Origin of the sequence: Nocardia sp. NPDC006982, assembly GCF_042869435.1 — a bacterium.
Lineage (GTDB): Bacteria > Actinomycetota > Actinomycetes > Mycobacteriales > Mycobacteriaceae > Nocardia.
Genome location: NZ_JBIAFV010000010.1, coordinates 115064 through 127361 on the forward strand (window position 1 = coordinate 115064; position 12298 = coordinate 127361).

Consider the following 12298-nt stretch of genomic DNA (forward strand, 5'->3'; position numbering starts at 1 on the left):
TCAGCGGGCGAACAGCAGTGCGCGCTTGACTTCCTGGATGGCCTTGGTGACCTCGATGCCGCGGGGGCAGGCGTCGGTGCAGTTGAAGGTGGTGCGGCAGCGCCAGACACCTTCGACGTCGTTGAGGATGTCGAGGCGTTCGCGGGCGCCTTCGTCGCGGCTGTCGAAGATGAAGCGGTGTGCGTTCACGATCGCGGCCGGGCCGAAGTAGCTGCCGTCGCTCCAGTACACGGGGCAGGACGTGGTGCAGCAGGCGCACAGGATGCACTTGGTGGTGTCGTCGAACCGGGCGCGGTCGGCCTGGCTCTGGATGCGCTCGCGGGTGGGCTCGTTACCCGAGGTGATCAGGTAGGGCTTCACGGCACGGAACGCGTCGAAGAACGGCTCCATGTTGACCACGAGGTCCTTCTCCACGGGCAGGCCGCGGATCGGCTCGACGGTGATGGTGAGGGACTTGCCGCTCTTGGGCAGCATGTCCTTCATCAGCACCTTGCAGGCCAGCCGGTTCACACCGTTGATCCGCATGGCGTCCGAACCGCAGACACCGTGCGCGCAGGAGCGCCGGAAGGTGAGCGTGCCGTCCAGGTAGGACTTGATGTAGATGAGCACGTTCAGGAAGCGGTCGGTCGGCAGCACCGGCACCTGGAAGGTCTCCCAGTGCGCGCCCTTGTCGTCCTCCGGGTTGAACCGGGCGACCTTGACGTCGACCATGACCGAGCCCTCGGGCACCGGTGCGGCCTTCTGCGGGGGTGTTTCGAGTACGGCAGTCATCAGTACTTACGCTCCATCGGCTCGTAGCGGGTCTGCACCACCGGCTTGAAGTCGAGGCGGATATCGGAGATGAGCTCCGCGCCCTCCTTGTAGGCCATCGTGTGCCGCATGAAGTTGACGTCGTCGCGGTCCGGGTAGTCCTCGCGGGCGTGGCCGCCGCGCGATTCCTTGCGGTTGAGCGCGCCCACCACGGTGACCTCGGCCAGCTCGAGCAGGAAGCCCAGCTCGACGGCCTCGAGCAGGTCGCTGTTGTAGCGCTTGCCCTTGTCCTGCACCGTGATTCGGGTGTAGCGCTCCTTGAGCGCGTGGATATCGGTGAGCGCCTGCTTGAGGGTGTCCTCGGTGCGGAAGACCGCGGCGTTCATATCCATCGTGTACTGCAGTTCGGTGCGGATATCCGCGACGCGCTCGTTGCCGTGCTCCGACAGCAGCATGGCCAGCCAGTTCTGCACCATCTGCGCCGGGTTCTCCGGCATCTCGACGAACTCGGTGCGCTGGGCGTACTCCGCGGCGGCGATGCCGGAGCGGCGGCCGAAGACATTGATGTCGAGCAGCGAGTTGGTGCCGAGACGGTTGGAGCCGTGCACCGAGACGCACGCGCACTCGCCGGCGGCGTACAGACCGGGCACCACATCGGTGTTGTTGCGCAGCACCTCGCCGCGGATCCGGGTCGGGATGCCACCCATCACGTAGTGACAGGTCGGCATGACCGGCACCAGTTCCTTCACCGGGTCCACACCCAGGTAGGTGCGCGCGAATTCGGTGATGTCGGGCAGCTTTTCCTCGAGCACATCCTCGCCGAGGTGGGTCACGTCGATGTAGACGTAGTCCTTGTTCGGTCCGGCGCCGCGGCCCTCGAGCACCTCGAGCACCATCGAGCGGGCGACGATGTCACGGGGCGCGAGGTCCTTGATGGTGGGGGCGTAGCGCTCCATGAAGCGCTCACCGCTGGCGTTGCGCAGGATGCCGCCCTCACCGCGGACGGCCTCCGAGATCAGAATGCCCAGGCCGGCCAGGCCTGTCGGGTGGAACTGGTGGAATTCCATGTCCTCCAGCGGCAGACCCTTGCGGAACACGATCGCCATACCGTCACCGGTCAGCGTGTGCGCGTTCGAGGTGGTCTTGTACATCCGGCCGGAACCGCCAGTGGCGAAGATGATCGACTTCGCGTGGAAGACGTGCAGTTCGCCGGTGGCCAGCTCGTAGGCGACCACACCGGTCGCGACCGGACCGCGCTCGGACTCGGACATGACCAGGTCGAGCACATAGAACTCGTTGAAGAACTCCACGTCGTGCTTGACGCAGTTCTGGTAAAGCGTCTGCAGGATCATGTGGCCGGTGCGGTCGGCGGCGTAGCACGCGCGGCGGACCGGGGCCTTACCGTGATCGCGGGTGTGACCACCGAAGCGCCGCTGGTCGATCTTGCCCTCGGGCGTGCGGTTGAACGGCAGACCCATCTTCTCCAGGTCCATCACCGCGTCGATGGCCTCCTTGGCCATGATCTCCGCGGCGTCCTGGTCGACCAGGTAGTCACCACCCTTGACGGTGTCGAAGGTGTGCCATTCCCAGTTGTCTTCTTCGACATTGGCCAGCGCGGCGCACATGCCACCCTGTGCAGCACCGGTGTGGCTGCGGGTCGGGTAGAGCTTCGTCAGAACGGCGGTGCGGGCCCGGGGACCGGCCTCGATCGCCGCGCGCATACCGGCGCCACCGGCACCGACGATGACGACGTCGTAGCGGTGCTCCTGAATCCGGGATTCACTCATCGAGTTCGCCTGTTCCTAACTGATGTTGGGGTCGAAGGTGAAGATGACGTAGGTGCCGACGCCCACGATCAGAATCATCGAAATGGCCAGCAGGGTGTTCAGCCAGAACCGGGTCGAGTCCTTGCGCGAGTAGTCCGCGATCACCGTGCGCAGGCCGTTGCCGCCGTGCAGCTGGGCCAGCCAGAGCATGCTCAGATCCCAGAACTGCCAGAACGGGCTGGACCAGCGGCCGGCCACGAAGGCGAAGTTCAGCCGCTTCACGCCGCCGTCGAGCAGCAGCATGATCGTCATGTGGCCGAGGACCAGCACGATCAGCAGCAGGCCGGAGAAGCGCATGAACAGCCACGCGTACTTCTCGAAGTTGTTGTTGGAGCGGGCACGCGGCGAGCGGGGGAGGTCCAGGCTCGCGGGCCGGTCATACGACTTACCGAGAACAGGTGCGCTCATGCCTGCGCCTCGCTGACGCTCGGCTCCGGCATGACCGCACTGGCGGCTGTGTTCATCATTCGTTCGCTTCGCTCACTCATGGGATCAGTGCTCCGTGAACAGGTAGAAGAACTGGCGGCCGACGGCCGGAACCACCAGCAGGAACCAGATGGCGAGAATCACCCAGAGCATCGTCTTCTGGTACTTCGGGCCCTTACCCCAGAAGTCGACCAGGATCACGCGTACGCCGTTGAGCGCGTGGAACAGCACGCAGACGACAAGGCCCATCTCCATCAGCGCGACGATGGGGTTCTTGTAGGTCTCGATGGCGTGGTTGTAGGTATCGGGGCTGACCCGAACGAGTGCGGTGTCCAAGACGTGCACGAAGAGGAAGAAGAAGATGGTGACACCGGTGATCCGGTGCAGCGCCCACGACCACATTCCGGGGTCGCCTCGGTACAGCGTCTTCCGCTTCGGCTGTGCCGGAGCTTCTATCGTGGTCATAGAGTGCGGTGCCTCCAACGTCGTTGATGGACCCGGTTGCAAGTCCGAGGCAGGCGACGTGGATGTAAATGCCCAGGTGGCTGCGCTTTGCTGCTCCAAATAGCTCGCGCGGGGCCCGCCGCCGGGAACCTGAACCGATCTGTTCTGGACTCTAATCCCCTCGCAATCGCGGAACTAATTCGGTAGGCCGTGCGTTGCGCTACAGTCGAGCGAGTTAGGTTTACCTTTCTTGATGTGTAAACGGTTGCGCCGTGGCCCCTGCGCGGGCAAGTGTGGCTAGGCCCCGGAGGGGCTGCCGATATCGGAATTCGACTGAAGAATCTTGCGCGACAAGGCAATTCAAGTTATGTGCATTGTCTATGTGTCGAACTCACGGTTTCCGGTCGGCGCCGGGGCTCTCAGTTCGACGGGCTGAATTGTGAGCGTCGGCAATGTGGAAAATGTCTCATTCGACGGGCGATAACCTACTGATCGGTAACAGAAAACTATCGCAGATTCCGGTCGGCGACAGCTGAATTTCGCTACGACGGCCATCGACGTCGTTCCAGCAACCGCGTCATGAGTTCGCGATCCGCAGGACGCCCGCGCCCGTGACGGCGACCAGAATCGTGTGTTCGGCGGTGGGGGAACCCGAAGCCGTCTGCGACCAGCGATAGCGCACCTGAGGCTCGATGAACGCGCGGTCGCTGCCCGCATCGCAGAGCAGCACCGCGCGATTGATCGGAAAGCGGTCGATCACCCGCTGCAGTTCGGACTGCGTTCCCGTGTTGGCCGGGATATATCCCGACAGATCGACCGGATGTGGCCGCGAGTACCGCGACCAGCGGCGCCACGTCCTCCGGAGCATCGCGCAGCGTGCCGTCGGGTCCTCGGTCTGCACGCCGAACAACAGGACCGCAATGATCAGGCCGATCGGAATCACGACCCCACCGCACCCGCCGAAGCGCCACCTGACGGTGTCCCCGTATCGCTCCCAGTTCGTTCAGATGCGCCTCGAGCGGCGGCCCCGACAGTGCGGCGCGGTCGGGATGACTGTCGACCTTGCGACGCACCCGATGCGCGGTGTACCAGGCATGCCAGTTGCGCGCCCCTTCGTAGCCGCGCTCCCACAACCCGAACCCGCGCATGGCCGCTGGAAACAGCACGAGCTGATGCCACTGCGACAGGGACACATCGGGAATACCGCCGCGGTGCAGTGGGTCCGGTGCGACCGGGATCTGGTCAGGTCCACGCTCAGGCGTGGGTCGAGCCGGACGACATCGGGCCCGGACGGGAGAATTCGACCAGCCGAGCCGTCAGCCATACCGAAACCGACCCTCGACCACGGAAGGTAGCGAACACGTGGATATCGACTGGAAATTATTGCGGACCAGCGCATATGAGGTGATGCAGCGGGCGTACGCGCCGTATTCTCGATTCCCGGTCGGGGCGGCCGGGCTGGTCGACGGCCGAGTGGTCGTCGGGTGCAATGTGGAAAATGTTTCCTACGGATTGGGCCTGTGCGCCGAATGCGTACTGATCGGGAACCTGTTCGCGGGCGGTGGTGGCCGGTTGCTCGCACTCTCGGTCACCGATTCCCGCGGCGAAATCCTGATGCCCTGCGGGCGTTGCCGACAGCTGCTCTACGAGCACGGCGGGGCCGATCTTCTGGTGGACCACAAGACCGGACCCGTGCCGCTTCGAACCCTGCTCCCCGACGCCTTCGGACCCGACGATCTGGACGCGGGGCAGACCTAGGTCGCTCTCAGTGATCCTCTTCGAACGATGCGTCGATTTCGCCGTCGGAAGGCATCTCGACGTCGGTGAGCTGAATCGGCGCTAGCCCGATCCGCTCCATCATCAGCGCGATGCCCGCTCCGATTGTGCTCGTCTGCACCGCTAGCCTGCGCGTGAAGATCTTCAACCCCCGAACGTCTCTGGACGGACCATAGAGCGCGTCGCCGTGGCTGTCTTCGATCTCGTCGACTCGAGATTCGAGCCGTGCCAAGCGGCGGTCGATGGGTGCGGATGTCATGGTCGCCCTCAGCAGTCTTCGTCGAGGACGGCGTCGACCTCGTCGTCGGTAGGCATGCAGATCGCTGGTGTGTCGACCGGACTGATTCCGAGGTGTTCGGCAATGAGCTTCACGTTCTGCCCCACGCCGTTTGCGTGTGCGGTGACACGTCTGGCCCAGATCTCGAGTCCCGTGACTCGTCGCGTGAGTCCGAGCTGGGATTCACCGTAGCCTTCCTCGATATCGGTGACTCGTGCTTCGAGATTCGTCATGCAGCGGTCGATATGTGCGGATGTCATGGTCGTGCTCAGCAGTCTTCTTCGAGAACGGCGTCGATCTCGGCTTCGGTTGTCGCCGTGATCTGCGAGATTTCGGCGGTGGGGACGCCGAGGTGTTCGAGGATGCGGCAGAAGCTTCGTCTTTGGACGATTTCGATTGCGGTGACTCGTCGCGTGAGCTTCAACTGGGATTCGCCGAAGCCCTCTTCGGCCTCGCGGATGCGGGCCTCGAGATCCGTCACGCGGCGGTCCAGGTGTGCGTGCGTCATTGCTCCCCCAACGTCGACTCGATGATGCGCAGAGGCTATCGGAGGGCACCGACAAGTCCCAGGGGGCGAGCGCGTCACGTGCCAGACTTGCCGGTGTGACGGCAGTGGACGCGGTTTCGATCATTACGGCCAAGCGGGACGGCGGGGAGCTGTCGGATGCGCAGATCGATTGGGTGGTGGATGGATTCACCAAAGGGGCGGTGGCCGACGAGCAGATGGCGGCGTTGGCGATGGCCATCGTGTGGCGGGGGATGACGCGTCGGGAGACCGCGCGATGGACGAATGCCATGATCGCGTCGGGGCGTCGGATGGACTTCACCGATCTGCCGCGGCCGACAGTGGACAAGCATTCGACCGGCGGGGTGGGGGACAAGATCACGTTGCCGCTGGCTCCGTTGGTCGCGGCGTGCGGGGCCGCTGTGCCGCAGCTTTCCGGGCGCGGGTTGGGGCATACCGGCGGAACATTGGACAAGCTGGAGGCGATCCCGGGGTGGCGGGCCGACGTGCCGGTGGCGCGGATGCGCGAGATCCTGTCCGATCCCGGCATCGGCGCGGTGGTGTGCGCGGCCGGCGCCGATCTCGCCCCCGCCGATAAGCGGCTGTACGCGTTGCGCGATGTCACCGGGACCGTCGAATCCATACCGCTGATCGCCAGCTCGATCATGAGCAAAAAGATCGCCGAAGGGACCGCCGCGCTCGTACTCGATGTGAAGGTCGGCTCCGGAGCCTTCCTGAAAACCCTGGACGGCGCGCGCGAATTGGCAACGGCCATGGTCGAACTCGGCACCGATGCCGGGGTGCGGACGGTCGCATTGCTGACCGCGATGGACACTCCGCTCGGACGCACCGCTGGCAATGCACTCGAGGTCGCCGAATCCGTAGAGGTGCTCGCGGGCGGTGGCCCCGCCGACATCGTCGAGCTGACGCTCACCCTCGCCCGCGAGATGGTCGCCCAGGCCGGACTCGATATCGACCCGGCCGACGCCCTCGCCGATGGTCGCGCAATGGACCATTGGCGCGCCATGGTTCAGGCCCAAGGCGGCGATCCGGACGCGCCTCTGCCGCGCGCGAAGCACACCGAAATCATTCGGGCCGAACGAGACGGTGTGCTCACCCGCCTCGATGCGATGGCCGTCGGCGTCGCGACCTGGCGACTCGGCGCGGGGCGAGCCCGCCAGGGCGACCCCGTCCAATTCGGCGCGGGCATCGAAATGCACGCCAAACCAGGCGATTTCGTAACTACAGGCGAGCCCCTGCTCACCCTGCACACCGACACACCGGAGGCCTTCCCCGGCGCCCTTGCCGCCCTCGAAAACTCGTTCACCATCGGAACCGCGCCCCCACCGCAAGCCCCCTTGATCCTGGACCGCATCGCCCCCTGACCCACACCGCGCCCGATTTCGCCTGACACACGATTTTCTAGCGGGTGAATTCGGATGGTGCGCATAAATCCACCCGGCCTGCACAAGATCGCCTGGCCGCGCGACCTCACCTGCTCCGCATGAACTCGCGCTGCCACGCAAGGACTCGTATTGCCCGCACACGAATTCACCCGGCCCCGCATGAGCTCGCTCGTCGCGGGCCGATCGACCGGCAACCCGCATGCGTGGCGCGCCAATTCTGTGCGTCGGTGTGTGCCGTCCGCTCATCGAACGACTGCGATACGTTCGAGTCCGAATGCGAGCCGAGCGCACCGAGTTGGGGGCAAAAGGTTTGCGGCAAGCAGGCAGGAAACCGACCGCTACGTTAATTCTTGGCTGGTTAAAGGGGCTTTCCGGTACTCGAGGTCCTGCTCGAGCAGGGACGTTGCGGGTTATGTCTCGGGTGGGGTTGGCGGAGAGCGCAATCACAGCCGCATGAACGGGTCCGTGCGGCTAACGTGTGGTCATGACAGGACCGATGCCTTTGACCCTTGCCTCGATCCGCCAAGCTCCCAAGGCGCTGCTGCACGATCATCTCGACGGTGGTCTGCGGCCCGCGACGGTTTTGGAGCTCGCCGCCGATTGCGGTTATGACGACCTACCCGCCGACAATGAGACCGAACTGGCGGCGTGGTTCCGCGATGCGGCCGACAGCGGCTCGCTCGAGCTCTATCTGGAGACCTTCGCGCACACCGTCGCGGTAATGCAGACCCCCGAGGGCCTGCGCCGCGTGGCTCGGGAATGCGCGGAAGACCTCGCCGCCGACGGCGTGGTCTATGCCGAAGTGCGCTTCGCTCCCGAACAGCATCTCGAGCGCGGCCTGACCCTGGACGAGGTGGTCGAGCACACCCTCGCCGGATTCCGCGAGGGTGCGGCGGCCGCGGCCGAGGCCGGTCGCCCGATCGTGGTGATCTGCCTGCTCACCGCAATGCGGCATGCGGCGCGTTCGCGCGAGATCGCCGAACTCGCGGTGCGGTGGCGCGACCGTGGCGTCGGCGGTTTCGATATCGCGGGCGCGGAAGCGGGCTTCCCGCCCAGCCGTCACCTGGACGCCTTCGAATACATGCGAGCCAATAGCGCGCATTTCACCATTCACGCAGGTGAGGCGTTCGGGCTGCCGTCCATCCACGAGGCGCTGGCGTTCTGCGGCTGCGATCGGCTCGGCCACGGTGTGCGGATCACCGACGACATCACCGTTCCCGGCGCGATCGAGGACGCGCAACTCGGACTGGTCGCGAACTACGTGCGGGATACGCGAATTCCGCTCGAGCTCTGTCCCTCGTCGAATGTGCAGACCGGCGCGGTCCCCTCACTCGACAAGCATCCGTTCGACCTGCTGGCGCGGCTGCGCTTTCGCGTCACCGTGAACACCGACAACCGCCTGATGAGCGACACCAGCATGAGCCAGGAAATGCTCAAGCTGGTCGACACCTTCGGCTACGGCTGGAGCGACCTCGAACGCTTCACCATCAATGCGATGAAGTCCGCGTTCATCCCGTTCCCCGAGCGTCTGCGCATCATCGACGACATCATCAAGCCGGGTTACGCCGTCCTGCTCGGCTAGTCCCTACTTCTCCTGCGTGAGCCTGGACTCGAAGTTGCGCTCCAGGTCCCGCCAGCTCTGGGCCTCCGCGGTGAACGGCGGGTTCGGGGCCAGGCGGGTCGGGTCCGGGTTCAGCAGGTAGGAGACGTACCAGCCGAGCGGGGTGGACTGCGCCAGCGCCTGCTCCACCGTGTCGTCGTCGGCGTAATCGGCTGCGTCGGTGAACAATTCGACCGCCAGATCGAGCTGTTCGATATCGACCGCCTCGGGGCCCTCGCTCAGATCGTCGGCGAGACCGGGCAGCACGTAGACGTTCTCATCGGTCACCTCGACCTCGAGCGAACCGTCGACGGCGGCGGTCTGCACATCGGTGTAGGTGCTCACCCGCGCGAGCTCGTGCTCATGGTCATCGGCCAGGTAGCGGGCCAGCGCACGCTCGGAGCCGAATACGGTGATGGAGCCGTCCTTGCCGAGGAAGATCGGCTCGTCGTCGAGGTAGCAGCGCAGCGTGAAGTAGGTGCCGTCGGAGGTGACGATCTTGACCGGGTCGATGCCGACCTCGTGCCAGAACGACTCGTCTTCTTCTTCCTCCTCGTCTTCTTCCTCGTCCTCGTCGTCCGCATCGAGGTCGACGGATTCGAACTCCTCGTCCTCCTCGCTGTCGGCCGCGTCATCGGCGTCTACTACGTTCTCCTCCGCGGCGAGCAGTTCGGCCTCCGCGACCGCGACGGCTTCGGCATCGACCTCGGGGGTCTGCACCACGGAGTCGATTGCGTCGAGGACATCGTCCCAGCCCTTGGCGATGGCGGCGCCGATCTGATCCCACAGCTCCTCGCCGTCGCGCCCGACGAAGGCGCTCACGCCGCTGGCCAGCGCGCCGACCACCGGATGGGAGCCGAAGAACTTGGTCACCGTCTCCAGCTCGCACACCTCACCGATGTTGCGCACCATGCTGAGCGTGTCGTCGAGTTCGGCGATGGTGTCCACATCGGGATCGCTAGCGACCAGCTCCGGGACCCCGACCAGATCGAAGGTGAAGTTCTCCTCCGGCTCCAGTTCGACCGCCGACAGCCCGGCCACGACCTTCCACGCCGGATGGTCCACGAGATCGTTATCGGAGTTGGTCCGGATGAATGCGGCCAGCTCCGCAACGGTCTCGAAACCGTACAGCGAGTCCTCGTGTCCGAGGAACGCCTCCCACTCGTCATCACCGTCGCGCCAGCGCGGTGCCCACAGGGTGACGAGATCGCCGTCGGTCAGGCCGAGCTCGATCGGGACGATGTCTCCAGAAGCCATGTGCGGAAGCCTATCGACCTTCCGAGTCAGTGACTATCCGGCCCGCCCCCAACGCTTCCCGGGGCACCCTCCGGCGACACCGCGAACGACTCGTTCAGTGTCGCAACGACCTTCGATCGCTGCTTGCCGGCGTCCTCGGCGGCCTGGCGACAGGCCCATACGATCAGCTGGCCGACCTCGGCGGGCGGCAGTGAGGTGACCGACTCCGACAGGCTCAGCGCGACCAGGGCGCCGTCGCTGTTCACCTCGACGCTGACCATGCCGTCCTCGGTCCGGAACCGGCCGTGCACCTGCTCGAGGCCGTACAGCGCGGCCTCGAGCGCTTCCAGTTTCGCCGTCGCGTTGGCGACCAACGCGTCCACCTCAGCACTCATACCTGCGCCTCGCTGGCGCTCGGCTCCGGCATGAGCGCGAGGGCGCATGTGCTCATGATTCGTTCGCTCCGCTCACTCATGTGCCTGCACCTCGCTGGCGCCCGGCTCCGGCATGACTGCGATCGCAGCTGTGCTCATTGTTCGTTCACTTTGCTCGCTCAAACCGGCCTCATCCAGCTCGTCGGTCCCGTGTCCGCGTCATCGATCCGGTCCAGTTCGTCCACCGCGGCCTGGCGGGTCGGCAGGCCGAGCTTGTCCAGGATGTCGGCGGGCATACCCGCCTCGGCGAGCAGCTCGCGGCGGCGGGCTCGGGCGGCGACGGTGGAGCGCTTGGTCAGTCGCAGGATCTCGTCGGCCAGAGTCTGTGCGCCGTAACGGTATTCGCTGCGTTCGAACTTGATCTCGATCGGCATGCCCTGGTCGGTGGCCCGGACCGAGATGGTGCCCGATCGATTGGTGCTCGACGCCACCGTGACATTGGGTATCGGTGGGGTCTGGGGCTGGGACATTATTCGTTCGCTCCGCTCACTTATGAGGTCGGCCGGTAGAAGCCATAGAAGTTCATACCCATGTTGTCGGTCCGAACCGAGCTGATCTGGACCGGATTACCGGCCTCGACGAACTGCCCGTTGCCGACCACCATCGCGACGTGGCCATCCCACACTGCCAGATCTCCCGGCATCAGATCGCCCGGCGAAACCTGCATATGGCCGTTGCCCTGTTCCTGCGCCAGCCGGGGCAGGTCGACACCGGCCTCGCCGTACGCGTACTTGGTGAGACCACTGCAGTCCAGTCCGGAACCGGGCGTATTGCCGCCCCACACATAGGGCGTGCCGACCGCACCGATGGCCGCCTTGACCGCCGTCGCCGCCTTCTCGTTCGGGGCTTCCACGACGCTGCCGTCCGGCAGGGTGATCTTCACGCCCTTACCTGAGGCCGACGACTGTCCGGTCCCGGTCGTGGTGCTGGTACTCGGTTTGGAACTGGACGCCGTGCTCGCGGTCGTCGTGCTGGCTTTGCTCGCGGTGCTCATCAGGCTGCTGAGCACGCCCCCGGCACCGCTCGCGACACTGCTCACCGTCGATGACAATTGCGAGGCACCCTGGGTGGCGGTGCCGACCGTGCCTGCGACATTGGACAGCGACGGCGTCGACGGCGCGGGAGTCAGCTCGTTCATCGACGCGGTCTGGGTATCGAGTTCGTTGCGTACGCGGCCGACCACATTCAGCCCTTGACCGATGTGGTCGATCGCGGAGCCGACGAGCACAGTCAGGCCCTCGGGGGTGGCCAGCGCCGGACCGAGACTGGTGGCCTGGTTCACGAACGACTGGACGATCCCGTTCAGCTCCTTCTGGCCCGTTTCGACCTGCGCGGCAGCCTGATTCACGACGGTAGCCATATCATTGCCGCGGTCGGAAATGGTGGCGGCCGAGGTCTGCACCCGCAGCGCCTTCGCCGTAACGGCATCGGCCGCCGCACCGTCCCATGCGTTGTTCACCTGGTTGATGCTGTTACGGCCGACCGCGTGGACTTGGTCGACGGCGGTCGAGGTGGAGGTCAGTGCGTCGGCGGGCCCGCCGGTGGGCAGGACGCCGGTACCGAAGCTGGAGAGCAGGTCGAGCAGTGGCTGGACGAGGGCGCTGACATCGATCACGGC

The 12298-nt window shown here is 65.4% G+C and carries 15 protein-coding genes; 3 read left to right on the forward strand and 12 right to left on the reverse strand.

Annotated elements, in window-relative coordinates:
• The 5 genes from ACFYOW_RS32630 to ACFYOW_RS32650 all read right to left on the reverse strand — a co-directional run bounded on the left by ACFYOW_RS32630 (position 1) and on the right by ACFYOW_RS32650 (position 4389).
• Complete coding sequence (locus tag ACFYOW_RS32630; protein WP_364346493.1) at positions 1–771, reverse strand: succinate dehydrogenase iron-sulfur subunit; 771 nt, start codon at positions 769–771, stop codon at positions 1–3.
• The gene (sdhA, locus tag ACFYOW_RS32635) at positions 771–2522 is read right to left on the reverse strand and encodes a succinate dehydrogenase flavoprotein subunit (RefSeq protein ID WP_387294056.1); all 1752 of its coding nucleotides are present in this window, start codon (positions 2520–2522) and stop codon (positions 771–773) included. Before sdhA ends, ACFYOW_RS32630 begins: the two co-directional genes overlap by 1 nt.
• A 30-nt stretch (positions 2523–2552) precedes the next feature.
• Positions 2553–2984 carry a succinate dehydrogenase hydrophobic membrane anchor subunit gene (locus ACFYOW_RS32640; RefSeq protein WP_040686830.1) on the reverse strand — a complete coding sequence of 144 codons (432 nt, stop codon included), beginning with the start codon at positions 2982–2984 and terminating at the stop codon, positions 2553–2555.
• An 84-nt stretch (positions 2985–3068) separates the two neighbouring features.
• Positions 3069–3467 carry a succinate dehydrogenase, cytochrome b556 subunit gene (sdhC, locus tag ACFYOW_RS32645; protein ID WP_387293924.1) on the reverse strand — a complete coding sequence of 133 codons (399 nt, stop codon included), beginning with the start codon at positions 3465–3467 and terminating at the stop codon, positions 3069–3071.
• A gap of 556 nt (positions 3468–4023) precedes the next feature.
• Positions 4024–4389 carry a hypothetical protein gene (locus tag ACFYOW_RS32650; RefSeq protein WP_387293925.1) on the reverse strand — a complete coding sequence of 122 codons (366 nt, stop codon included), beginning with the start codon at positions 4387–4389 and terminating at the stop codon, positions 4024–4026.
• Positions 4390–4808: 419 nt separating this feature from the next.
• Here ACFYOW_RS32650 and ACFYOW_RS32655 point away from each other — a divergent pair, with 419 nt between their 5' ends.
• Complete coding sequence (locus tag ACFYOW_RS32655; protein ID WP_169814453.1) at positions 4809–5204, forward strand: cytidine deaminase; 396 nt, start codon at positions 4809–4811, stop codon at positions 5202–5204.
• A 7-nt stretch (positions 5205–5211) separates the two neighbouring features.
• On the opposite strand, the gene ACFYOW_RS32660 is transcribed toward ACFYOW_RS32655, so the two are convergent.
• Genes ACFYOW_RS32660 through ACFYOW_RS32670 form a run of 3 tightly spaced genes read right to left on the reverse strand, consistent with a single transcriptional unit; the run spans position 5212 to position 6007 of the window.
• Positions 5212–5481, reverse strand: coding sequence for a hypothetical protein (locus ACFYOW_RS32660; protein ID WP_387293926.1), 270 nt, complete (start codon positions 5479–5481; stop codon positions 5212–5214).
• Between the two features lie 8 nt (positions 5482–5489).
• A complete protein-coding gene (locus ACFYOW_RS32665; RefSeq protein WP_387293927.1) occupies positions 5490–5732 on the reverse strand; it encodes a hypothetical protein in 243 nt (80 codons plus the stop codon).
• A 35-nt stretch (positions 5733–5767) separates the two neighbouring features.
• Complete coding sequence (locus tag ACFYOW_RS32670; protein WP_387293928.1) at positions 5768–6007, reverse strand: hypothetical protein; 240 nt, start codon at positions 6005–6007, stop codon at positions 5768–5770.
• Positions 6008–6102: 95 nt separating this feature from the next.
• On the opposite strand from ACFYOW_RS32670, the gene ACFYOW_RS32675 reads away from it, so the two are divergent.
• Both ACFYOW_RS32675 and ACFYOW_RS32680 read left to right on the forward strand, forming a co-directional pair.
• On the forward strand, positions 6103–7389 hold the full coding sequence (locus ACFYOW_RS32675) for a thymidine phosphorylase (protein WP_387293929.1): 1287 nt from the start codon (positions 6103–6105) through the stop codon (positions 7387–7389).
• Between the two features lie 505 nt (positions 7390–7894).
• Complete coding sequence (locus ACFYOW_RS32680; RefSeq protein ID WP_387293930.1) at positions 7895–8992, forward strand: adenosine deaminase; 1098 nt, start codon at positions 7895–7897, stop codon at positions 8990–8992.
• A gap of 3 nt (positions 8993–8995) precedes the next feature.
• Here the strand turns inward: ACFYOW_RS32680 and ACFYOW_RS32685 are convergent, their stop codons facing one another.
• The 4 genes from ACFYOW_RS32685 to ACFYOW_RS32700 all read right to left on the reverse strand — a co-directional run bounded on the left by ACFYOW_RS32685 (position 8996) and on the right by ACFYOW_RS32700 (position 12295).
• Positions 8996–10267, reverse strand: coding sequence for a primosomal protein (locus ACFYOW_RS32685; protein WP_387293931.1), 1272 nt, complete (start codon positions 10265–10267; stop codon positions 8996–8998).
• A gap of 26 nt (positions 10268–10293) precedes the next feature.
• A complete protein-coding gene (locus ACFYOW_RS32690; protein ID WP_387293932.1) occupies positions 10294–10641 on the reverse strand; it encodes a YbaB/EbfC family nucleoid-associated protein in 348 nt (115 codons plus the stop codon).
• 158 nt (positions 10642–10799) lie between these two features.
• Complete coding sequence (locus ACFYOW_RS32695) at positions 10800–11150, reverse strand: hypothetical protein (protein WP_040686879.1); 351 nt, start codon at positions 11148–11150, stop codon at positions 10800–10802.
• Between the two features lie 20 nt (positions 11151–11170).
• Entirely contained in the window at positions 11171–12295 is a 1125-nt protein-coding gene (locus ACFYOW_RS32700) for a C40 family peptidase (protein ID WP_387293933.1), read from the reverse strand.
• Positions 12296–12298 lie beyond the last annotated feature (3 nt).